The organism is Desulfothermus naphthae (genome assembly GCF_054657475.1).
The window spans coordinates 1,936,239-1,957,724 of the sequence record NZ_BAAHYQ010000001.1 but is presented as its reverse complement, the minus strand read 5'-3'; the positions used below and the strand labels follow the sequence as shown (position 1 = coordinate 1,957,724).

The 21,486-nt window shown below is 35.5% G+C and carries 22 protein-coding genes; 2 read left to right on the top strand and 20 right to left on the bottom strand.

Translation table 11 applies throughout. From position 1 onward, the window contains the following. Window positions 1–179: 179 nt before the first annotated feature. The 10 genes from ACYQ1E_RS09495 to ACYQ1E_RS09450 all read right to left on the bottom strand — a co-directional run bounded on the left by ACYQ1E_RS09495 (window position 180) and on the right by ACYQ1E_RS09450 (window position 9,067). Window positions 180–1,046: a hypothetical protein gene (locus tag ACYQ1E_RS09495; protein WP_459878403.1), complete on the bottom strand. Its 867-nt coding sequence runs from the start codon at window positions 1,044–1,046 to the stop codon at window positions 180–182. Window positions 1,047–1,256: 210 nt separating this feature from the next. Further along, window positions 1,257–2,159 carry a hypothetical protein gene (locus ACYQ1E_RS09490; RefSeq protein ID WP_459878401.1) on the bottom strand — a complete coding sequence of 301 codons (903 nt, stop codon included), beginning with the start codon at window positions 2,157–2,159 and terminating at the stop codon, window positions 1,257–1,259. A gap of 210 nt (window positions 2,160–2,369) precedes the next feature. After that, complete coding sequence (locus ACYQ1E_RS09485) at window positions 2,370–3,320, bottom strand: hypothetical protein (RefSeq protein WP_459878398.1); 951 nt, start codon at window positions 3,318–3,320, stop codon at window positions 2,370–2,372. A 210-nt stretch (window positions 3,321–3,530) separates the two neighbouring features. Beyond that, window positions 3,531–4,517 (bottom strand): hypothetical protein, encoded by a 987-nt coding sequence (locus ACYQ1E_RS09480; RefSeq protein WP_459878395.1) that lies wholly within the window; start codon window positions 4,515–4,517, stop codon window positions 3,531–3,533. Window positions 4,518–4,714: 197 nt separating this feature from the next. Next, window positions 4,715–5,641 (bottom strand): hypothetical protein, encoded by a 927-nt coding sequence (locus ACYQ1E_RS09475; RefSeq protein ID WP_459878393.1) that lies wholly within the window; start codon window positions 5,639–5,641, stop codon window positions 4,715–4,717. A 216-nt stretch (window positions 5,642–5,857) separates the two neighbouring features. Then, the gene (locus ACYQ1E_RS09470) at window positions 5,858–6,808 is read right to left on the bottom strand and encodes a hypothetical protein (protein ID WP_459878390.1); all 951 of its coding nucleotides are present in this window, start codon (window positions 6,806–6,808) and stop codon (window positions 5,858–5,860) included. A 557-nt stretch (window positions 6,809–7,365) separates the two neighbouring features. Continuing rightward, window positions 7,366–7,593 (bottom strand): PIN domain-containing protein, encoded by a 228-nt coding sequence (locus ACYQ1E_RS09465; RefSeq protein WP_459878387.1) that lies wholly within the window; start codon window positions 7,591–7,593, stop codon window positions 7,366–7,368. A 17-nt stretch (window positions 7,594–7,610) separates the two neighbouring features. Continuing rightward, window positions 7,611–8,672 carry an IS630 family transposase gene (locus tag ACYQ1E_RS09460; RefSeq protein ID WP_459878384.1) on the bottom strand — a complete coding sequence of 354 codons (1,062 nt, stop codon included), beginning with the start codon at window positions 8,670–8,672 and terminating at the stop codon, window positions 7,611–7,613. A gap of 50 nt (window positions 8,673–8,722) precedes the next feature. Further along, a complete protein-coding gene (locus ACYQ1E_RS09455; RefSeq protein ID WP_459878381.1) occupies window positions 8,723–8,872 on the bottom strand; it encodes a PIN domain-containing protein in 150 nt (49 codons plus the stop codon). Between the two features lie 3 nt (window positions 8,873–8,875). Continuing rightward, a complete protein-coding gene (locus ACYQ1E_RS09450; RefSeq protein WP_459878510.1) occupies window positions 8,876–9,067 on the bottom strand; it encodes a hypothetical protein in 192 nt (63 codons plus the stop codon). 639 nt (window positions 9,068–9,706) lie between these two features. Between ACYQ1E_RS09450 and ACYQ1E_RS09445 the strand changes: the two genes are divergently transcribed. Together ACYQ1E_RS09445 and ACYQ1E_RS09440 are read left to right on the top strand one after the other, a co-directional pair. Further along, window positions 9,707–10,306, top strand: a complete 600-nt coding sequence (locus tag ACYQ1E_RS09445) for a hypothetical protein (protein WP_459878379.1) — start codon at window positions 9,707–9,709, stop codon at window positions 10,304–10,306. A gap of 220 nt (window positions 10,307–10,526) precedes the next feature. After that, on the top strand, window positions 10,527–10,967 hold the full coding sequence (locus tag ACYQ1E_RS09440; RefSeq protein WP_459878376.1) for a hypothetical protein: 441 nt from the start codon (window positions 10,527–10,529) through the stop codon (window positions 10,965–10,967). 48 nt (window positions 10,968–11,015) lie between these two features. On the opposite strand, the gene ACYQ1E_RS09435 is transcribed toward ACYQ1E_RS09440, so the two are convergent. The 10 genes from ACYQ1E_RS09435 to ACYQ1E_RS09390 all read right to left on the bottom strand — a co-directional run bounded on the left by ACYQ1E_RS09435 (window position 11,016) and on the right by ACYQ1E_RS09390 (window position 21,458). Next, window positions 11,016–12,089, bottom strand: a complete 1,074-nt coding sequence (locus tag ACYQ1E_RS09435; protein WP_459878373.1) for an ATP-binding protein — start codon at window positions 12,087–12,089, stop codon at window positions 11,016–11,018. Between the two features lie 159 nt (window positions 12,090–12,248). Beyond that, a complete protein-coding gene (locus ACYQ1E_RS09430; RefSeq protein WP_459878370.1) occupies window positions 12,249–12,479 on the bottom strand; it encodes a four helix bundle protein in 231 nt (76 codons plus the stop codon). A gap of 392 nt (window positions 12,480–12,871) precedes the next feature. Then, entirely contained in the window at window positions 12,872–13,726 is an 855-nt protein-coding gene (locus tag ACYQ1E_RS09425; RefSeq protein WP_459878367.1) for an RpnC/YadD family protein, read from the bottom strand. Between the two features lie 69 nt (window positions 13,727–13,795). Beyond that, the gene (locus tag ACYQ1E_RS09420) at window positions 13,796–14,239 is read right to left on the bottom strand and encodes a PIN domain-containing protein (protein WP_459878364.1); all 444 of its coding nucleotides are present in this window, start codon (window positions 14,237–14,239) and stop codon (window positions 13,796–13,798) included. Continuing rightward, the gene (locus ACYQ1E_RS09415; RefSeq protein WP_459878362.1) at window positions 14,226–14,429 is read right to left on the bottom strand and encodes a hypothetical protein; all 204 of its coding nucleotides are present in this window, start codon (window positions 14,427–14,429) and stop codon (window positions 14,226–14,228) included. Before ACYQ1E_RS09415 ends, ACYQ1E_RS09420 begins: the two co-directional genes overlap by 14 nt. A 554-nt stretch (window positions 14,430–14,983) precedes the next feature. After that, window positions 14,984–15,874, bottom strand: coding sequence for an RpnC/YadD family protein (locus tag ACYQ1E_RS09410; RefSeq protein ID WP_459878359.1), 891 nt, complete (start codon window positions 15,872–15,874; stop codon window positions 14,984–14,986). A gap of 112 nt (window positions 15,875–15,986) precedes the next feature. Continuing rightward, entirely contained in the window at window positions 15,987–16,136 is a 150-nt protein-coding gene (locus ACYQ1E_RS09405; protein ID WP_459878356.1) for a hypothetical protein, read from the bottom strand. A 645-nt stretch (window positions 16,137–16,781) separates the two neighbouring features. Next, a complete protein-coding gene (wbaP, locus tag ACYQ1E_RS09400) occupies window positions 16,782–18,212 on the bottom strand; it encodes an undecaprenyl-phosphate galactose phosphotransferase WbaP (protein WP_459878353.1) in 1,431 nt (476 codons plus the stop codon). 334 nt (window positions 18,213–18,546) lie between these two features. Further along, window positions 18,547–19,302: a hypothetical protein gene (locus ACYQ1E_RS09395; RefSeq protein ID WP_459878350.1), complete on the bottom strand. Its 756-nt coding sequence runs from the start codon at window positions 19,300–19,302 to the stop codon at window positions 18,547–18,549. Beyond that, window positions 19,299–21,458 carry a YjbH domain-containing protein gene (locus ACYQ1E_RS09390; RefSeq protein ID WP_459878347.1) on the bottom strand — a complete coding sequence of 720 codons (2,160 nt, stop codon included), beginning with the start codon at window positions 21,456–21,458 and terminating at the stop codon, window positions 19,299–19,301. The genes ACYQ1E_RS09395 and ACYQ1E_RS09390 overlap by 4 nt, the downstream gene beginning before the upstream one ends. Window positions 21,459–21,486 lie beyond the last annotated feature (28 nt).

Sequence of the window (21,486 nt, the reverse complement as noted above, 5' to 3'; positions counted from 1 at the left end):
TCTGGGTCTTATCTGTTTCTCTCACTCACACTATTCACTCACACTGGTCACAGGGAAAAGTGTCTGTGATCTGTGGTCTGTGTGTGTGATCTGTGTCTCGCACCCACACTGATCACCCACACTGGTCACTCTCTAGCTCATGGCTTTATTTAATTTTGTCTCAAATTCTTCTAATGAATTTACTCGCATGGCTGACTTAAGCAAACTTTTAATACTTCTCTACTGTCAATCTGCTTAATCTTTTGAACCATAGATTTTGGCACAATCTCAAAACGTTCATCAAGAATTTCCAATAAGTTCTCCCGTGCTTCCATCAATAATCCCTGGTGAATTCCTTGCTGAATTCCCTGTTGAATTCCCTGTTGAATCCCTTGTTGAATTCCTTGCTGAATTCCCTGTTCAAATCCTTCTTTTTTTATTATCTCATAGGCTGCTGACTCTATCATTATGTCCCTCCTTCTCTGAATTAACTGAAAGGGGATTTCTTCTGATATAAGTCCACTTAATATAGCCATACCTGTCAACATATCTGCCTTATATGTACGATCTTCTTCCCCCTCATATATTCCTCTCTCTGCTTCTTCCACTAAATCCCTGCCACCCTTCATCAAGGGTACAAAGGGATACAAACATTTTTTCCCCTTTCTCAATACTTCTTTTGCTTCTATATCATATAACTTTACCAATTTATATTTAAATTCAACCTCATTATCTTGATAGTAATTTTTTGATCCATAACACGGCCTCAGTTCTATCATTATTGTCACCATCTCCAGACCTTCTTCCAGCAAATGACGACATCTAGTCTCCAGAGTCCTCAGGGGCAAATATTTCTTCCACTGGGTTATTAGCTCCAGTAATACTAGCCTCTCTGTCCCGTCTTCAAACAATGCCTTTAAAACAAAATCTGATCTCCTTAAAGATGCTGTCTCCTGAGGCCGTACCTCTATGAGTTCTGCATCTTTGATCTTAAGCCCACAGAGTTCCTCTAATACTACCTTCCTGCAATGGGACAATATCACCTTTGATGCTATATCATATTGCATGGAAAATCCCTATGTTCTAAGTTTGTTGGGTTTATAACCCTTAACCCTCACTACAGTGTCTGTGATCTGTGTATGTTATCTAGGTTTTATCTGTTTCCCACACTCACACCGGTCACTCACACTGGTCACAGGGAAAAGTGTCTGTGATCTGTGGTCTGTGTGTGTTATCTGTGTCTCGCACCCACACTGATCACCCACACTGGTCACTCTCTAGCTCATGGCTTTATTTAATTTTGTCTCAAATTCTTCTAATGAATTTACTCGCATGGCTAACTTAAGCAAACTTTTTAATACTTCTCTACTGTCAATCTGCTTAATCTTTTGAACCATAGATTTTGGCACAATCTCAAAACGTTCATCAAGAATTTCCAATAAGTTCTCCCGTGCTTCCATCAATAATCCCTGGTGAATTCCTTGCTGAATTCCCTGTTGAATCCCTTGTTGAATTCCTTGCTGAATTCCCTGTTCAAATCCTTCTTTTTTTATTATCTCATAGGCTGCTGACTCTATCATTATGTCCCTCCTTCTCTGAATTAACTGAAAGGGGATTTCTTCTGATATAAGTCCACTTAATATGGCCATACCTGTCAACATATCTGCCTTATATGTACGATCTTCTTCCCCCTCATATATTCCTCTCTCTGCTTCTTCCACTAAATCCCTGCCACCCTTCATCAAGGGTACAAAGGGATACAAACATTTTTTCCCCTTTCTCAATACTTCTTTTGCTTCTATATCATATAACTTTACCAATTTATATTTAAATTCAACCTCATTATCTTGATAGTAATTTTTTGATCCATAACACGGCCTCAGTTCTATCATTATTGTCACCATCTCCAGACCTTCTTCCAGCAAATGACGACATCTAGTCTCCAGAGTCCTCAGAGGCAAATATTTCTTCCACTGGGTTATTAGCTCCAGTAATACTAGCCTCTCTGTCCCGTCTTCAAACAATGCCTTTAAAACAAAATCTGATCTCCTTAAAGATGCTGTCTCCTGAGGCCGTACCTCTATAAGTTCTGCATCTTTGATCTTAAGCCCACAGAGTTCCTCTAATACTACCTTCCTGCAATGGGACAATATCACCTTTGATGCTATATCATATTGCATGGAAAATCCCTATGTTCTAAGTTTGTTGGGTTTATAACCCTTAACCCTCCCTACAGTGTCTGTGATCTGAGTATGTTATCTAGATTTTATCTGTTTCTCACACTCACACTGATCACTCACACTGGTCACAGGGAAAAGTGTCTGTGATCTGTGGTCTGTGTGTGTTATCTGTGTCTCGCACCCACACTGATCACCCACACTGTTCACTCTCTAGCTCATGGCTTTATTTAATTTTGTCTCAAATTCTTCTAATGAATTTACTCGCATGGCTGACTTAAGCAAACTTTTTAATACTTCTCTACTGTCAATCTGCTTAATCTTTTGAACCATAGATTTTGGCACAATCTCAAAACGTTCATCAAGAATTTCCAATAAGTTCTCCCGTGCTTCCATCAATAATCCCTGGTGAATTCCTTGCTGAATTCCCTGTTGAATCCCCTGTTGAATTCCTTGTTGAATTCCTTGTTGAATTCCCTGTTGAATCCCTTGTTGAATCCCTTGCTGAATTCCCTGTTCAAATCCTTCTTTTTTTATTATCTCATAGGCTGCTGACTCTATCATTATGTCCCTCCTTCTCTGAATTAACTGAAAGGGGATTTCTTCTGATATAAGTCCACTTAATATGGCCATACCTGTCAACATATCTGCCTTATATGTACGATCTTCTTCCCCCTCATATATTCCTCTCTCTGCTTCTTCCACTAAATCCCTGCCACCCTTCATCAAGGGTACAAAGGGATACAAACATTTTTTCCCCTTTCTCAATACTTCTTTTGCTTCTATATCATATAACTTTACCAATTTATATTTAAATTCAACCTCATTATCTTGATAGTAATTTTTTGATCCATAACACGGCCTCAGTTCTATCATTATTGTCACTATCTCCAGACCTTCTTCCAGCAAATGACGACATCTAGTCTCCAGAGTCCTCAGAGGCAAATATTTCTTCCACTGGGTTATTAGCTCCAGTAATACTAGCCTCTCTGTCCCGTCTTCAAACAATGCCTTTAAAACAAAATCTGATCTCCTTAAAGATGCTGTCTCCTGAGGCCGTACCTCTATGAGTTCTGCATCTTTGATCTTAAGCCCACAGAGTTCCTCTAATACTACCTTCCTGCAATGGGACAATATCACCTTTGATGCTATATCATATTGCATGGAAAATCCCTATGTTCTAAGTTTGTTGGGTTTATAACCCTTAACCCTCACTACAGTGTCTGTGATCTGTGTATGTTATCTAGGTTTTATCTGTTTCCCACACTCACACCGGTCACTCACACTGGTCACAGGGAAAAGTGTCTGTGATCTGTGGTCTGTGTGTGTTATCTGTGTCTCGCACCCACACTGATCACCCACACTGTTCACTCTCTAGCTCATGGCTTTATTTAATTTTGTCTCAAATTCTTCTAATGAATTTACTCGCATGGCTAACTTAAGCAAACTTTTTAATACTTCTCTACTGTCAATCTGCTTAATCTTTTGAACCATAGATTTTGGCACAATCTCAAAACGTTCATCAAGAATTTCCAATAAGTTCTCCCGTGCTTCCATCAATAATCCCTGGTGAATTCCTTGTTGAATCCCCTGTTGAATTCCTTGTTGAATTCCTTGTTGAATTCCCTGTTGAATTCCCTGTTGAATCCCTTGTTGAATTCCTTGCTGAATTCCCTGTTGAATTCCTTGTTGAATTCCTTGTTGAATTCCCTGTTCAAATCCTTCTTTTTTTATTATCTCATAGGCTGCTGACTCTATCATTATGTCCCTCCTTCTCTGAATTAACTGAAAGGGGATTTCTTCTGATATAAGTCCACTTAATATAGCCATACCTGTCAACATATCTGCCTTATATGTACGATCTTCTTCCCCCTCATATATTCCTCTCTCTGCTTCTTCCACTAAATCCCTGCCACCCTTCATCAAGGGTACAAAGGGATACAAACATTTTTTCCCCTTTCTCAATACTTCTTTTGCTTCTATATCATATAACTTTACCAATTTATATTTAAATTCAACCTCATTATCTTGATAGTAATTTTTTGATCCATAACACGGCCTCAGTTCTATCATTATTGTCACTATCTCCAGACCTTCTTCCAGCAAATGACGACATCTAGTCTCCAGAGTCCTCAGAGGCAAATATTTCTTCCACTGGGTTATTAGCTCCAGTAATACTAGCCTCTCTGTCCCGTCTTCAAACAATGCCTTTAAAACAAAATCTGATCTCCTTAAAGATGCTGTCTCCTGAGGCCGTACCTCTATAAGTTCTGCATCTTTGATCTTAAGCCCACAGAGTTCCTCTAATACTACCTTCCTGCAATGGGACAATATCACCTTTGATGCTATATCATATTGCATGGGAAATCCCTATGTTCTAAGTTTGTTGGGTTTATAACCCTTAACCCTCACTACAGTGTCTGTGATCTGTGTATGTTATCTAGGTTTTATCTGTTTCCCACACTCACACTGGTCACAGGGAAAAGTGTCTGTGATCTGTGGTCTGTGTGTGTTATCTGTGTCTCGCACCCACACTGATCACCCACACTGTTCACTCTCTAGCTCATGGCTTTATTTAATTTTGTCTCAAATTCTTCTAATGAATTTACTCGCATGGCTGACTTAAGCAAACTTTTTAATACTTCTCTACTGTCAATCTGCTTAATCTTTTGAACCATAGATTTTGGCACAATCTCAAAACGTTCATCAAGAATTTCCAATAAGTTCTCCCGTGCTTCCATCAATAATCCCTGGTGAATTCCTTGCTGAATTCCCTGTTGAATCCCCTGTTGAATTCCTTGTTGAATTCCTTGTTGAATTCCCTGTTGAATTCCCTGTTCAAATCCTTCTTTTTTTATTATCTCATAGGCTGCTGACTCTATCATTATGTCCCTCCTTCTCTGAATTAACTGAAAGGGGATTTCTTCTGATATAAGTCCACTTAATATAGCCATACCTGTCAACATATCTGCCTTATATGTACGATCTTCTTCCCCCTCATATATTCCTCTCTCTGCCTCTTCCACTAAATCCCTGCCACCCTTCATCAAGGGTACAAAGGGATACAAACATTTTTTCCCCTTTCTCAATACTTCTTTTGCTTCTATATCATATAACTTTACCAATTTATATTTAAATTCAACCTCATTATCTTGATAGTAATTTTTTGATCCATAACACGGCCTCAGTTCTATCATTATTGTCACTATCTCCAGACCTTCTTCCAGCAAATGACGACATCTAGTCTCCAGAGTCCTCAGAGGCAAATATTTCTTCCACTGGGTTATTAGCTCCAGTAATACTAGCCTCTCTGTCCCGTCTTCAAACAATGCCTTTAAAACAAAATCTGATCTCCTTAAAGATGCTGTCTCCTGAGGCCGTACCTCTATAAGTTCTGCATCTTTGATCTTAAGCCCACAGAGTTCCTCTAATACTACCTTCCTGCAATGGGACAATATCACCTTTGATGCTATATCATATTGCATGGGAAATCCCTATGTTCTAAGTTTGTTGGGTTTATAACCCTTAACCCTCACTACAGTGTCTGTGATCTGTGTATGTTATCTAGGTTTTATCTGTTTCCCACACTCACACTGTTCACTCACACTGGTCACTCCCCCAGTGTCTGTGATCTGTGGTCTGTGGTCTGTGTGTGTTATCTGTGTCTCGCACCCACACTGATCACCCACACTGTTCACTCTCTAGCTCATGGCTTTATTTAATTTTGTCTCAAATTCTTCTAATGAATTTACTCGCATGGCTAACTTAAGCAAACTTTTTAATACTTCTCTACTGTCAATCTGCTTAATCTTTTGAACCATAGATTTTGGCACAATCTCAAAACGTTCATCAAGAATTTCCAATAAGTTCTCCCGTGCTTCCATCAATAATCCCTGGTGAATTCCTTGCTGAATTCCCTGTTGAATCCCCTGTTGAATTCCTTGTTGAATTCCTTGTTGAATTCCCTGTTGAATCCCTTGTTGAATCCCTTGCTGAATTCCCTGTTCAAATCCTTCTTTTTTTATTATCTCATAGGCTGCTGACTCTATCATTATGTCCCTCCTTCTCTGAATTAACTGAAAGGGGATTTCTTCTGATATAAGTCCACTTAATATGGCCATACCTGTCAACATATCTGCCTTATATGTACGATCTTCTTCCCCCTCATATATTCCTCTCTCTGCTTCTTCCACTAAATCCCTGCCACCCTTCATCAAGGGTACAAAGGGATACAAACATTTTTTCCCCTTTCTCAATACTTCTTTTGCTTCTATATCATATAACTTTACCAATTTATATTTAAATTCAACCTCATTATCTTGATAGTAATTTTTTGATCCATAACACGGCCTCAGTTCTATCATTATTGTCACTATCTCCAGACCTTCTTCCAGCAAATGACGACATCTAGTCTCCAGAGTCCTCAGAGGCAAATATTTCTTCCACTGGGTTATTAGCTCCAGTAATACTAGCCTCTCTGTCCCGTCTTCAAACAATGCCTTTAAAACAAAATCTGATCTCCTTAAAGATGCTGTCTCCTGAGGCCGTACCTCTATGAGTTCTGCATCTTTGATCTTAAGCCCACAGAGTTCCTCTAATACTACCTTCCTGCAATGGGACAATATCACCTTTGATGCTATATCATATTGCATGGAAAATCCCTATGTTCTAAGTTTGTTGGGTTTATAACCCTTAACCCTCACTACAGTGTCTGTGATCTGAGTATGTTATCTAGGTTTTATCTGTTTCCCACACTCACACTGTTCACTCACACTGGTCACTCTTATTAGTGTCTGTGATCGGTGTGGGTGATCTGTATATGTTATCTGGGTCTTATCTGTGTCTCACACTCACACTGTTCACTCACACTGGTCACTCTTATTAGTGTCTGTGATCGGTGTGGGTGATCTGTATATGTTATCTGGGTCTTATCTGTGTCTCACACTCACACTGTTCACTCACACTGGTCACTCTTATTAGTGTCTGTGATCTGTGTGGGTGATCTGATCCCTCACACTGGTCACAGGGAAAAGTGTGGGTGATCTGGTTTACACTAATCTATCATTCTTTACAACCTATCTCTTTACAAAATATCTTGTATTCTTTGAAACAAATTTTTATTGATAGTAGCTATATATTTACGCAATATTGATTTAAAATCCAAATACTTTGGATACTTTAAATATCCTTTCATCTATAACCCTTTTTTTTATTCTCTTTTTAAAACTACATAAGTATTTCTAAATATTTCGTAAGTTGTAATAATACACTCTTTTACTTTAAAAATTTGCCTATCATTCGTCACTAAAGGAATGCCAAAAAAATATGCTGTAGCACAAATCATTGCATCAGGGATTTTTAATTTGTAAGTTTTCCTAAAATTAATAGTATATTCTTTGATTTTAGAATTCACATCTACAATATCAACCGTTTTCAAAAATGCTCTTATTATAGTTATCCGCACAATTTCATATAATATGGGGTGCCCTTTAAAAATTTTTCTATCCAACTTTTAGCAAAACTTAGTTTTTTACATAACCTATTCCATGCTTCTGATATAACCTCCTTCATCTCTTTTATATCTTTTACAAAAACTAATGAAAACACTCTTTTTATACTTTTCCAGATATATTCAATAGGATTTAACTCTGGTGAATAAGGGGGAAGATAGACTAGATAAATATCTAACTCAGATGCCTTCTCTCTTACTACTTTACTCTTATGGGATGAAAAATTATCTATTATTGCTACTATCGCTTTATATTTCTTATTTACTTCTCTTATCTTTTCTAAAAACTTAGCTATTGATAAGCCTTTTGAATCTTCTAAAAATGATTTTACACTTTCTCCTTTTATAGCATAAAAACCTATTGTGTTTGTCTTGAACTTTGTTGTATTTTTTATAATTCTTGTCTTCTCAAAACTCCATACCCTTACTGTATTGGCGGTGTTCTGCGGACTTGTTTCATCTATAAAACCTATTGCTATCTCCTCTTCTTTAAATCCTTTCTCCTTTAACAGAGAAAAAGTAAGTTGAAGTTGATTCTCTAATATCTTCTCTCCATCTTTTGGTTTCCTATAATCCATCGGATATGGTTTAGAAAAATGCATCTTAAGCTTATCTCTCAATATCCTTACTACATGGTCTTGGGAGTATTCTATATCAAAAGTATCTTTTATCAATGCCCTTACTTCTTTTGTAGTCCAATAAGCTCTCTTTTTAAGTAATTCCTTAAGCTTTTTTAAATCTTCCTCTGATAGCCTACTTGGCCTTCCTCCCCCTTTTCCTCTTCCTTTACCTTTTATCCCTTTATAACCCTCTTGGTTCCATTCCCTTATCCATAAGTATCCTGTCGATTGGGCTATCCCACAACCGCTACTCGCCTTTTCAAAATCTATCCCTTCTCTTATAAGATTTAGAAAAATAAGTTTTACCAAAATATTGTCTTTCTTCTCACCCTTTAATTTTTCCTTTAGCTCTTCTATATTTTTAACCTTAATACGTTCCCCTTTCATAAATATTCATTATATCAAATCGTTCCTATTATATCAAGTTCTGAAGGATACTATATTTTTTCTTCTCCATTTTTAAGCCCAGGATAAGATAATAATTCTATTTCAGTTATAAATGACATAACAAATTCCACTTTAACAAAAGCAATTTCTTTATCAGAAAGGTAATACAAAATAGCATTAGTATCCATTAACACTCTCAATTTCTACTCCCATTCTTTCCGTAAATTTTTTTGATAGGTAAGAGGTTCTATCCAAAGTTTATCTAGTGCACCAGCAAATTTTGAAATTTCTTTAATTTTAAAATCATATTCCATATCCATTTTTTTCTGTTTTAACCTTTTCTCAATCAGAAAATTGATAAAATCAATTACTTGCTCCTGCAAATCAGGGGACAGTTTTTCTATTAAGATAAATAAGTTTAAGCCTTTCAGTTTCTTTAACTTCCATCATAGCCCCTCCTTATCAAATAAATAAAATTTGGTTTCCCATAAGAATCGCTTTCATTTCTTTTATTCCCTTTTCTCTATTATCAAACTAAAGTTCCGAAAACTGCATGTTAAGTTTCCTACACATCTTTTGATCGTGTTATCCTTTGCGGTTACATTATCAACCTCTTCTATGAAGCAGGCGTTGCTTCTTTCCTTAAATCTATGGGCTTTGTTAAACGCTCTAATGGCGTTATGCGCATTTTCACTGACCCGCCTACCAATCGCCTTGACATTCTGTCATTCACCGCTAGGTTCTAAGTTCCTTAAACGTCGAACTTTGCCATCTACAATCTCCGTCCCTTCGCCATTAGCCTTTAGCATCTGACATGATCACTCACACTGGTCACTGTAAAAAGTGTCTGTGATCTGTGTGGGTAATCTGTATATGTTAACAAACTAAAGTTCCGAAAACTGGATGTTGATTTGTGTTATGAATTTCTTAGTTATTGATAAGTCCCATAACTTTGCCTGAAAAAAAATTGAATGTTCACAAGTAATTTCCTAAATAGGTGATTAGTCAACACTCCATAAGGAGGAAAATTACCTGTGAACAACAACTTTATCGCTCAATTTTCAAAAAATATCAAGTTTTCCTACACATCTTTTGATCGTGTTATTCTTCACGGTTACATTTTAGACCTCTTCTATGAAGCAGGCGTTGCTTCTTTCCTTAAATCTATGGGTTTTGTTAAACGCTCTAATGGCGTTATGCGCATTTTCACTGACCCGCCTGCCAATCGCCTTGACATTCAGTCTTTTAAAGGACTTATTGATATTGCACTGCTTAGTCTAGTTAACTACCTCATATTATTGGTGAGGCACTGGCGGGCAGGCCAACTTAACTCTCATATCTCAAAACAAGCTAATAAATTTGACATCCCTATTCTCTGGTGGCCTTCCCTCCATGGCGGGAAAAAGGGTGCTAAACTTGACTATGTTCAAAAAAAATTCGCCTCTAAATACAATCAATTTAAAAATCATGTCTTCTGTATTATCACCGACAAAGAACCTGTTTTTACCTTTGCTTCTCGGAAATTAACTTCCAATAAAACTAAAAAGACTTTTCATCGCCTCTATAAATGCAGAAAACCTGTAAAACACTATTACATCCCCGCCTGCCAACTGCCTCGACACTCTGTCATTTAAACAACATTATTTCTATGCCCTGCTTACTTTACTTAAATCCCACATATTCTCGAGGCACTGGCGGGCAGGAACCACCATTAACAACCCTAAATCGCTGGGGCTTAAAAAACCTGTTCTCTATCTACAGGCCTATTTATGGAAAGGTCTTGATGCCAATAACAAATTCCTCAATTGTTGTGCTGACGTTGATCTCTCCTCATTATGTGAGGTTGAACCAGACATGTTTTCAAAACCTGTTCTTGACCACCTTAACCATAAGGTCCCTGCTCCTGACCTCAGAAAAGACAGACAACTTGCTCTCATCAAAGAATTGCTTAAAACCAAATATTCCTCTTTTGGATTTAAAACTTCTGAACTCAGAAATGCTCTATCCAACTACTTCCGAAATTCCTCTCAAATTCGCTATGAATTGAAAAAATTAATCTCTAGAAAGATAGTCAAAAAGGCAAAAGGTAAATCATTTTATGTGGTTACTAAATTTGGCTGGAAGTGGTTTTGGGCTACAATTTGTGCTAACGACTTTTTTAAAAATCCCATAATTTCAAGGTGTTTTAAAAAGGACTTAGAACATAGTGTATCACAACCATCTAATATTGAAAAGTCCTATCTCCTCATCCATCAAGGCTTAACCCTCATTACTCAAGAACTTGCAATGATTTAGGCTCCTCTAAAAAACGTAAATTTTTTTCACGTTTTTAAAGAGAAAAGCTTAAACGCTATAACCCTCTAACAAAATCTCCATTCCCTTCTCATATATCCGGCTGTTTCCTGTTACCCTTAGCTCCAGAGGATCATAAAAAAGTATCTCTTTTTCGGCCCACTTCCTTAAAAGCTTCCTCTTGTCTTCCTTTAATCCCTTAATACTGTAATAACTATTTTTCACTATCTCTTTTGCTACTTCCTTAAAAAATTTAGTTTCTTCCTCGTTAAAAACGGCCAAAAACTCGTCTATCTCCGTATACGCCAACCACTTCTCCCTCTCCAAAAATTTCTTTAAATCTATTCCTTTCTTCTTAATTTTTATGGCCTCTAAGATTCTTCCTATGTTGCCCCCAAGGTATTCCCAGACAAGCTCTATCTCATTCGTGGTAAAACCCTCTATTGATAACCACCTCTCTACCTTGTCTCTGCTAAGATGATCAATCTTCTTGAATCTACTTGTCTCCTTAAGCTTCGCATCATTGTATATCCTCTCTATAAATACCGTATTTGATGTAAGGATAACTACATGGGATAAATGTTTTTCTTTAGTTAGAGAAACACAAAAATTTAAAAATTCTTTTAAAAGCTCCCTGCTACTGTTAATATAAATCTCTTCTAATTTTTGTATCTCATCTATGATCAATATACACTTCTTGTTTCTCGCCTCATCCTCAATCTTTCTCATTAGCTCCTCAAATAAATCCCTCTCTTTCCTCTCTATCTCCTGCAATACCTTTCGCTCTAAACTAAAAAATTTTAACGAAAATTTGCCATCTGTTTCCACCGTCTCTCTATACACATCCTCGGGAAATATAAAAGAGTGTAAAAAACTAGAATAGCTGGAAATAAACTTCCGTCTCAGATTAATATATTTGACCCAATATTTACTTTCTTTCCACCATTTTTCTTCCGTAAGAAGCTTCTTCTCCACTACATACTCTATCACCGTGGTCTTACCACTTGATTTAGGTCCGTAAACTAACAACAACCTCTGCGGTACCTCACTAAACCAATCTACAAAAAATTCTATCTCATCCTCCCTATCCACAAACAGTGCCCCACGGTATGTCTCTATTTTCATCTAAATCTCCTTGTTCTACCTTTGAAGTTCAAGGTTTATTGGGTTATTGAGTTAGTGCGTTTATAGCGTTATTGGGTTAATTGAGTTTGTTGGGTTTATTGGGTTTGTAACCTTCTAACCCTTAAACCCTATAACCCTCAACCCCTTAACCCTTAAACTCTACTCGCGTTTGAGAGTTTTTTTGAGATACTTTATAAAATTTGAGATCATTCGCTGGATTTTATCCAAATCTTGGTAAATTTCCTTAAAATCGTCTTCTTTTATATATCCTTGATCCATAGCTACATAAAGATGACTTTGTAATTCTGCAACAGAAGATTTAGCAATAAAAAGAAAACGAATAAATTCTCTATTTCCATTCCTTGCATATCCCTCCGCTATATTCGCCATAATTGAGCTGCTCTCCTCATTTGATCCGCAAGACTGTAATCTCTCTTAACTATTTTTCGTGCTTCTTTCCACGCTTCGATGTCTTCAAATCTCTCGATAACCATATTTTGAGTTTGTTGGGTTTAACTCTCAACTCTCTAACCCTCAACTCTATAACCCATAAACCCTCAACTCCCTAACCCATTAACCCTTTAACCTTGAACGTCGAACCTTGAACTTTGAACTTTGCCATCTACAACCTCCGCCCCTTCGCCATTAGCCTTTAGCCTCTGACATGAGCACTCACACTGGTCACTCTAAAAGTGTCTGTGATCTGTGTGGGTGATCTGTGTACATTATCTGGGTCTTATCTGTTTCTCTCACTCACACTGATCACTCACACTGTTCACTCTCTAGTTCATGGCTTTATTTAATTTTGTCTCAAATTCTTCTAATGAATTTACTCGCATGGCTAACTTAAGCAAACTTTTTAATACTTCTCTACTGTCAATCTGCTTAATCTTTTGAACCATAGATTTTGGCACAATCTCAAAACGTTCATCAAGAATTTCCAATAAGTTCTCCCGTGCTTCCATCAATAATCCCTGTTGAATCCCCCGTTCAAATCCTTCTTTTTTTATTATCTCATAAGCTGCTGACTCTATCATTATATCCCTCCTCCTTTGAATTAACTTCAACGGTATCTCTTTGGATATCAAGCCACTTAATATTGCCATCCCTGTTAACAAATCTGACTTGTACTGCCTGCTACCTTCTCCCTCGTATATTCCTTTTTCTGCTTCTTCCACTAATTTTTCTCCCCCTTCCATCAAAGGCACAAAAGGATATAAACATATTAAACCTTTTTCTAATATCTCTTCTGCCTTTAACTCATACACCTTTACTACTTTATACCTGAATTCTACCTCTTTGTCATGATAATAATCCTTTACCTCTCCACAACGCCTTAACACTATCATCACTGTTTCTACATCAACCTCTTCCTGCAGTATATGACGACACCTTGTCTCCAATGTCCTAAGAGGCAAATATTTCTTCCACTCTGTTATAAACTCTATAAGCACCAATCTTTCTCTATTATCCTCAAATAATGCCCTTAATACAAAATCTGATCTCCTAACTGATGTTGTCTCTTGTGGTCGTATATCTATTATTTCTGATTCCTTAACTTTAAGTCCACAAAGATCCCTTAATACCGCACCCCTACAATGGGATAGTATTACCTTGGATGCTATGTCATATTGCATAGAAAATTCCTATTATATCTTATTCTATGTTTCTGTGGATGATCTGTGTCAATTACTCACACTGTTGACTTATCTCCCAAAGGGATTCACAATCTTTAACCTCCCCTCAATCACCTGTCCATCTTGCATGTCTTCTGTGTACAGGATAGAACATCCGCTTTCTAAAGCTGAAGCAACTATAAGACTATCCCAAAACGACAGATGATATCGCATTCTTAACATATTAGCTTTCATATAAGTACCCATATCTACACTTACTACATTTGTAATTTCTATTACATTTTCCTGAATTAATCTCGTAACTTTTTCATCTATTAATTCAAACTTTCTAACAAGATTCCAATGACATTCGTTAATTACTTGAATAGATATGTAAATTTGTACCTGCTGTTTTAATAATTCTTCAAGCACTAACAGAGAAATTTCTCTTTTCTTTTTATCAGTTTCTAATGCGCTATCCGTAAGTCCATATATCCAAACATTAGTATCTACAAAAACTCTATCTTCTGTCATATATTTCTTCCCGCGCTGCAATTTTTGAATAAGATTCTACTTTTATAGGTTGATAGAAACCTTTAGGCAAAAGCCCTTTCTCTTTAATTTTATATTTCTTCAAGAGCATTTTATAAAACTGCATTAATTCCTTCTTCGCCTCATTAGGTAGGATTTCAATATCTAACTGTTCTTGATTTAAGTCTTGCATATTCAGCCCTCCGAACATTAGTTATGAGGTCGTGGGACCCTTGGATTCATTGTGTTTATTGAGTTTATTGGGATTGTGGGTTTGTAACCCTAACTATCTAACCCTTTAGCCCTATAACCTTAAAAGTGTCTGTGATCTGTGTGGGTGATCTGTGTACATTATCTGGGTCTTATCTGTTTCTCTCACTCACACTGATCACTCACACTGGTCACTCTAAAAGTGTCTGTGATCTGTGTGGGTGATCTGTGTACATTATCTGGGTCTTATCTGTTTCTCTCACTCACACTGATCACTCACACTGGTCACTCTAAAAGTGTCTGTGATCTGTGTGGGTGATCTGTGTACATTATCTGGGTCTTATCTGTTTCTCTCACTCACACTGATCACTCACACTGGTCACTCTAAAAGTGTCTGTGATCTGTGTGGGTGATCTGTGTATATTATCTGGGTCTTATCTGTTTCTCTCACTCACACTGATCACTCACACTGGTCACTCTAAAAGTGTCTGTGATCTGTGTGGGTGATCTATATATGTTACTCACACTGTTCACTCTCTAGTTCATGGCTTTATTTAATTTTGTCTCAAATTCTTCTAATGAATTTACTCGCATGGCTAACTTAAGCAAACTTTTTAATACTTCTCTACTGTCAATCTGCTTAATCTTTTGAACCATAGATTTTGGCACAATATCAAAACGTTCATCAAGAATTTCCAATAAGTTCTCCCGTGCTTCCATCAATAATCCCTGTTGAATCCCTTGTTGAATTCCTTGTTGAATTCCCTGTTGAATACCCTCTTCAAATCCTTCTTTTTTTATTATCTCATAAGCTGCTGACTCTATCATTATATCCCTCCTCCTTTGAATTAACTTCAACGGTATCTCTTTGGATATCAAGCCACTTAATATTGCCATCCCTGTTAACAAATCTGACTTGTACTGCCTGCTACCTTCTCCCTCGTATATTCCTTTTTCTGCTTCTTCCACTAATTTTTCTCCCCCTTCCATCAAAGGCACAAAAGGATATAAACATATTAAACCTTTTTCTAATATCTCTTCTGCCTTTAACTCATACACCTTTACAACTTTATACCTGAATTCTATCTCTTTGTCATGATAATAATCCCTTACCTCTCCACAACGCCTTAACACTATCATCACTGTTTTTACATCAACCTCTTCCTGCAGTATATGACGACACCTTGTCTCCAATGTCCTAAGAGGCAAATATTTCTTCCACTCTGTTATAAACTCTATAAGCACCAATCTTTCTCTATTATCCTCAAATAATGCCCTTAATACAAAATCTGATCTCCTAACTGATGTTGTCTCTTGTGGTCGTATATCTATTATTTCTGATTCCTTAACTTTAAGTCCACAAAGATCCCTTAATACCGCACCCCTACAATGGGATAGTATTACCTTCGATGCTATGTCATATTGCATAGAAAATTCCTATTATATCTTGGTCTATGTTTCTGTGGATGATCTATGTCTGTGATCTGTGTATGTTACTCACACTAACCACCCATACACACTTTACCCATTAACCCTTAACTCAATTTATTTTTTCAAGCAAAAGTTCCATCCCTTTTTCGTATATTCTGCTATTTCCTGTTGCTTTCAACTCCAAAGGATCATAAAACAGTATCTCTTTTTCTGTCCATCTCTGTAGAAAATTTTTTTCTTTTTTATTTATTCTTTCCAAAGAATAAAATCCTTTTTGCACAATTTCTTGACTTACTTCCAAAAAAAATTCCCTGCCATCCTCATCAAACTCTGTTAGGCAATCCACTATCTCTGTATATGCTAGCCACTTCTCCCTCTCTAAAAATTCCTTTAAGTCCTTTTCTTTTTTCTTAATTGGTATAATCTTTAGAATATCTAAGATACATCCTCTATAATAGTTCCATAAAAGTTCTAACTATTTTTCACTAAATCCTTCAATCTTCAGCCAGTTCCTGATTTTTTCTTTTAATAAGTGATTAATTTTGTAAAATGAGGAAGTCTTTTTTAGCTTCGCATCATTATATATGCGCTCTTTAAATACCGTATTTTAAGTTACGTTCTAAGGTCTAGATTCTAGTTTCCTTAAACGTTGAACATTGAACATTGAACTTTAAACTTCCTCTACAATATCCGCTCCCTTTAACCAATTTAGTGTGAGCAGTTTATATAAATCTTTTCTAACTTTTGTATATTTTATGCCCCACAGTAACTTTCTGTCTTTATTTTTAATTTGTTATATGGGTGGAATTTTCTTTTGTAACATTGGGGGTAATAAGTCTTTGTATTTATTAATTTGGAAATTCTTATTTTTTAACATACTTTCTAGGGAAATCCTCACTTTTCTTCAATAAGCACCATCTTTTGTTAATACTACCTTTATAGTTTTAAACAAGATTACAACATCCAGCCACAGAGACCAATTCAGGACATACCAGGTATCTAGTTGGACTCTATAAGAATAATCAGTATTACTTCTTCCACTTACCTGCCATAATCCTGTAATGCCTGGCATCACCATATAATAGAAGCGAGCATTTTCTTTATAATACTTTTTAATTTCTTCCTCCACAACAGGACGTGGTCCAACAAAACTTAAGTCTCCTTTTAACACATTAAATATTTGAGGTAATTCATCTAAAGAAGTCTTTCTTAAAAATTGACCAATCCTTGTAACTCTTGGATCATTTTTTAATTTAAAAGTAGATTCCCATTCTCTTCTTGCCCTCTCATCTTCCTCTAAAATCTTCTTTAATCTATCCTGAGCATCTTTATACATTGTTCTGAATTTAAGAACTTTTATTTTTTTTCCCTTTTTTCCCACTCTAGTATGACTAAAAAAAACATTTCCCTCTGAATCTAATTTAATCATTACTCCTATTATAAGTATTAATGGAATAAGAAAAGGCAAAAGACAGATCCCCATAGTTAAATCAAATAATCTTTTTACCATTTTATTTTTTAATGATTGTAAATTATTATTTATTTTCAACAAAAACAGTTGTTCCTCAAACAAATGGTAAAGCTCACTGTTTGAGATAGAAATACCTCTCATTTCTGGAACTATATATAATCTTCTCACAAAACACTGAACCTCAGCTGCAAGCTCTGCTAAACGTTCTCTTCCAAGAGAAGGCATTGCAATTACTACTGAATCTATGTTTTTTTCTTTTATTATCTTTTTAAAATCTCTTATTTTTCCCAACACATTATATTTATTTCCATTTATTGTTATGTATTTCCCTAATTTATTATCATCTAAAAAACCAATAACATTAAAGCCAAGTTCTCTATTATATAATAGACCCTGGACTACTGTTTTTCCTGCAACTCCTGCACCTAATATAATAACATCCTTGCTATAAATAGAGATTTTACATAAAAACAACTTAAAAAAATATCTAGAAATAGGTAAAATAAATATTATAAAGAAAAAATATAAAATCAAAATAGCCCTTGGAAAATTTATCGTTTTTTTCAAATAAATAACCGAAAAACATAAAAGGATAGTAAAAAAAACACTTAGAACTATTTCTCTGGTCTCAGTCCAAAAAGGTAATCTTTTACAATACAAACCTTTTATAAAGAACATAAGGATTAAAAAAAATGAAACCCACCATATTTGAGAAAAATAATCATTCACACCTGGTTTTACATTAAATACACCAAACTCCCCTAAAATATTCTTAAGATATATAGAAAAATTTAATACTAGATAACTGATTGCAAAATCATGCAATAAAAGTAATCCTCTTCCAATAAGATCTTTAAATTTCATAAGAAATTTTTATCCTTTAATTTTGTCCACAGGCCAAAGTTTGATAGTTTTTATCAAGATATCCCCAAAAAATTTTAGTTATTTTTTAAAAAAGATGGCGGTCAATGTCAAAAATAATCCATTTTTTGTAGAAATTCTCGGTGAGTTTGTAAACATACTATTTACACAGAAATACGAGAAATTGTAAATGTCCTAACAATATAAAGCCATAAAATCAAATTATTTTTTCACCGAGAATTGCAGCATTTTTTGGTTTTCAATGTTTGTTATTTCAATACATACAAATTGTGATATATGTGATAGTTAAAAACCAGAAAAGGAAGGTCTAAAAAGTTTAATTTGGAATATTAAATTGGCTCTTCAACCACTTTAACCATTTACTGTTAAATGATCTAATCTCTTTAATCTGTTTAGCAGAATAGCCGAGCCATGGGATTTTTTGACTTGGAAAACCCAAGGGTTCTGAGATCACCACAATAACTCGTTCTTTTTTTGAAATAAAATAAATTGCTCCAATACACTTTACCCATTTGTTCTTAAATTTCCCAAAATAAACAGTCCAGGACAAAGGAACTTTTTTTGAGAAAAAACTATCATAAATATAATAACCTTCCCCTACTCCATAAGGGTTCTTTTTAAATATACCTTGTAAACTTTTTTGAAAAACAATATTTAAAAAAGTTTTTTCTTTTTTTATTAGAAATGAATGCAAAATAGTTGGGCCATATATTTTTTTTTCTTCCTTTACCACCAAAAACCTTTTCCCTAAATCCAGCCTTATTCCCAGTCCACATAATACATTATTTTTATCTATATAAGCTAAAGACATTCTAGATGGTTGTCTAATTTTCTCCAGAGAAATCTTTGACCAACCCTTTTGATATAAGCATCTTTCATAACTAGTTATAAAAACCTCTAAATTTTCTTTTTTGCCTCCAACAGTGGCCTCTTTTGCTGTTCTGTGGGCTAGTTTTAAACACTCTTGTTCATCTTTATTAAAATCCCACTGCGTTGCTCCCTCTTTATACCATCTAGTCTTTGCACATCCAAATAACAAAAATAAGATTAATAAAACTATTTTAACCCTCATTGTCCCCTAATCTCGTCCAAATTTCTTTTAAGGTAATCAGGAGTATCCCAAGGATTAAGAGGGAACAAATATCTAGGCTGTCTTAAAGTTTGACCCTGATCCCTTGTAAAGCTTGTTATACCATATGTGAGGATTCCTCTTTTTTCTCTGTCTGAAAACACAGCAAATGGAAAAGAAATATAAAATCCCTTTTCCTCTGCTTCTCTGTTTTTGTCTGACTTAAATATCGAAGTATCTGTTTTTGTGTACCATGCTCCAACTGTAAAATATTTAAAGGAACGCCTCAAAATAATCATTACTCCTTTGTCCCCAGCTAAAAATCTACCTATCTTTAACCCTCCTTCTACCCCTTGCGAGGGCCATATCTCACAATAAAGGTTAATAAAACCAGTATAAAAAGTACTACTATCTTTCTTTAGTTTAAAATTATCATCAATGGATCTTTTTTTAACAACTTCACTCTCTAACCCCAAACCCCATCTTCCATCATTAAAATATCTAAATCCTTCTATACCAAAACCAGCATATCCATATTCAAAATATCCGAGTGCTCCTCTCAGCCACCCTATCTTAGGAATTTCAATTAATTGATCAACTGCAAGCTGAGAGATTCTTGGTTTAGACTGTTTCTCATACAATACCATATCTGTTCTTGTAGGTTCGGGTTCTAAAGGAGGAAAAATAAGTTCATCGTATTGATTGAAAAGAGTAAATTCTAATTCACCTTTTAAGAGAGTTGATCTTGTTGGATAAAGCTTTAAAGAAGTACGAATTATTCCTTTATGTTTGAAAAATCCTGACCTATTATTTATAAATGTATATAACTTAGGGTCTAACCTAAAATCCCACCATCTCTCCTTTGGGCTTACAAATTCAGAAACAGTTTTTTCACTGAGAAAATTACTTAGATTTTTATCCTTGTATAGATTTATATCTGAATAATAGAGAAAAGTTCTTTTATCTATACGACTATTTAAATATGCACGTATATTGTCTCTACTGGTTCTAATACTGGTTAGTATTTTACCATTTTTTTTAAAATTAATATAAAAATTCTTAATCCTTGGTGGACATAGATTGTCTATTATAACTATCACCCTACGTAATGCTCGAAGAGGAGATATATATTTTGAATTTTCCACCTCAATCCATATAGATATATCACTTGCTGCAACTCTAATATCTTTAAATCCATCATTTTTTAATTCGTCAGCTAAAATTCGAGCCAATTCCAAGTTGGTTGCAAAATAGGCATTAAACCTTATTTTTTCATATACCTTATATTTGGGTTCCTTTTTCCAACCTAAAAAACCTTCAGGGTCCATGGGAAGGTCCACATTAACCCCAAAGCCCAGCCACCTACCCCTCATTAAAGCAACCTTGGCTTGAATAGCTGAGCCAATTTTATATTTAATTCCAAAATTAAAAGGAATTTTGCTGTTATCTTGTTTTACTTTTTTTTTATGTTTAGCAATAAACCCGAACATCTTTTCATAGTTTATGCTAGAATATTCTGCACTAAAGATAAGGTGTGGATTAAAATGATATTCTATTCCGCCAAATGGTCTTGTCTTTCTAAATGGAGAGGAAAATAAAAAAGAAAATCCAGTATCTTTTTTTCCTCCCATTGCCCTTGATTCACCCCCTATAAACTCACCAGCCAGTATCCCCTGTCCCACTCCTAAGGTAATATCAAAATTTTCTATCATTTTTGACATGACCAGATATCTTTGAGCAAAAAGTGCTGTACCAGTTGCATCAAAGGCTCCAATGGCTATTTGAGGAAGGAATTCATCTTCTTTTAAAAGAACTAATCTAGCACCAGCTGATCTATCTTTATAACGACCATAGCCATATCCTTTAAAGGCATCTATGGTGTGGACTACTGTGAATTGTCCGTGGATTTCCAGTCTATTAAACAGGCCTAGGGCTCCCCCAAAATAAGAATAAGGATCACTATCGCCATAGGTTAAACGCAAATGCCAGTCAGGAAGGACCCTGGCATTTGGCATTTGCCAAATGCCAGTATAGCTCTCTAAAGAATCCAGTGGAAGCATACATGAATCAGGGAAATAACCATAGGACTTATATGGTAATATTAATATAAAAGAAATAACGATCCACCTTCGGATCCCAAATAGGATCCTATTTATCATCCTAATATTCTCCTCATGATTAATGTCC

Excerpts from the sequence above, each read along its gene's own strand:
- ACYQ1E_RS09495 (WP_459878403.1), bottom strand. The coding sequence starts at position 1,046 with ATGCAATATGATATAGCATCAAAGGTGATATTGTCCCATTGCAGGAAG.
- ACYQ1E_RS09490 (WP_459878401.1), bottom strand. The coding sequence starts at position 2,159 with ATGCAATATGATATAGCATCAAAGGTGATATTGTCCCATTGCAGGAAG.
- ACYQ1E_RS09485 (WP_459878398.1), bottom strand. The coding sequence starts at position 3,320 with ATGCAATATGATATAGCATCAAAGGTGATATTGTCCCATTGCAGGAAG.
- ACYQ1E_RS09480 (WP_459878395.1), bottom strand. The coding sequence starts at position 4,517 with ATGCAATATGATATAGCATCAAAGGTGATATTGTCCCATTGCAGGAAG.
- ACYQ1E_RS09475 (WP_459878393.1), bottom strand. The coding sequence starts at position 5,641 with ATGCAATATGATATAGCATCAAAGGTGATATTGTCCCATTGCAGGAAG.
- ACYQ1E_RS09470 (WP_459878390.1), bottom strand. The coding sequence starts at position 6,808 with ATGCAATATGATATAGCATCAAAGGTGATATTGTCCCATTGCAGGAAG.
- ACYQ1E_RS09460 (WP_459878384.1), bottom strand. The coding sequence starts at position 8,672 with ATGAAAGGGGAACGTATTAAGGTTAAAAATATAGAAGAGCTAAAGGAA.
- ACYQ1E_RS09440 (WP_459878376.1), top strand. The coding sequence starts at position 10,527 with ATGTTTTCAAAACCTGTTCTTGACCACCTTAACCATAAGGTCCCTGCT.
- ACYQ1E_RS09435 (WP_459878373.1), bottom strand. The coding sequence starts at position 12,089 with ATGAAAATAGAGACATACCGTGGGGCACTGTTTGTGGATAGGGAGGAT.
- ACYQ1E_RS09430 (WP_459878370.1), bottom strand. The coding sequence starts at position 12,479 with ATGGCGAATATAGCGGAGGGATATGCAAGGAATGGAAATAGAGAATTT.
- ACYQ1E_RS09425 (WP_459878367.1), bottom strand. The coding sequence starts at position 13,726 with ATGCAATATGACATAGCATCCAAGGTAATACTATCCCATTGTAGGGGT.
- ACYQ1E_RS09420 (WP_459878364.1), bottom strand. The coding sequence starts at position 14,239 with ATGACAGAAGATAGAGTTTTTGTAGATACTAATGTTTGGATATATGGA.
- ACYQ1E_RS09415 (WP_459878362.1), bottom strand. The coding sequence starts at position 14,429 with ATGCAAGACTTAAATCAAGAACAGTTAGATATTGAAATCCTACCTAAT.
- ACYQ1E_RS09410 (WP_459878359.1), bottom strand. The coding sequence starts at position 15,874 with ATGCAATATGACATAGCATCGAAGGTAATACTATCCCATTGTAGGGGT.
- wbaP (WP_459878353.1), bottom strand. The coding sequence starts at position 18,212 with ATGAAATTTAAAGATCTTATTGGAAGAGGATTACTTTTATTGCATGAT.
- ACYQ1E_RS09395 (WP_459878350.1), bottom strand. The coding sequence starts at position 19,302 with ATGAGGGTTAAAATAGTTTTATTAATCTTATTTTTGTTATTTGGATGT.
- ACYQ1E_RS09390 (WP_459878347.1), bottom strand. The coding sequence starts at position 21,458 with ATGATAAATAGGATCCTATTTGGGATCCGAAGGTGGATCGTTATTTCT.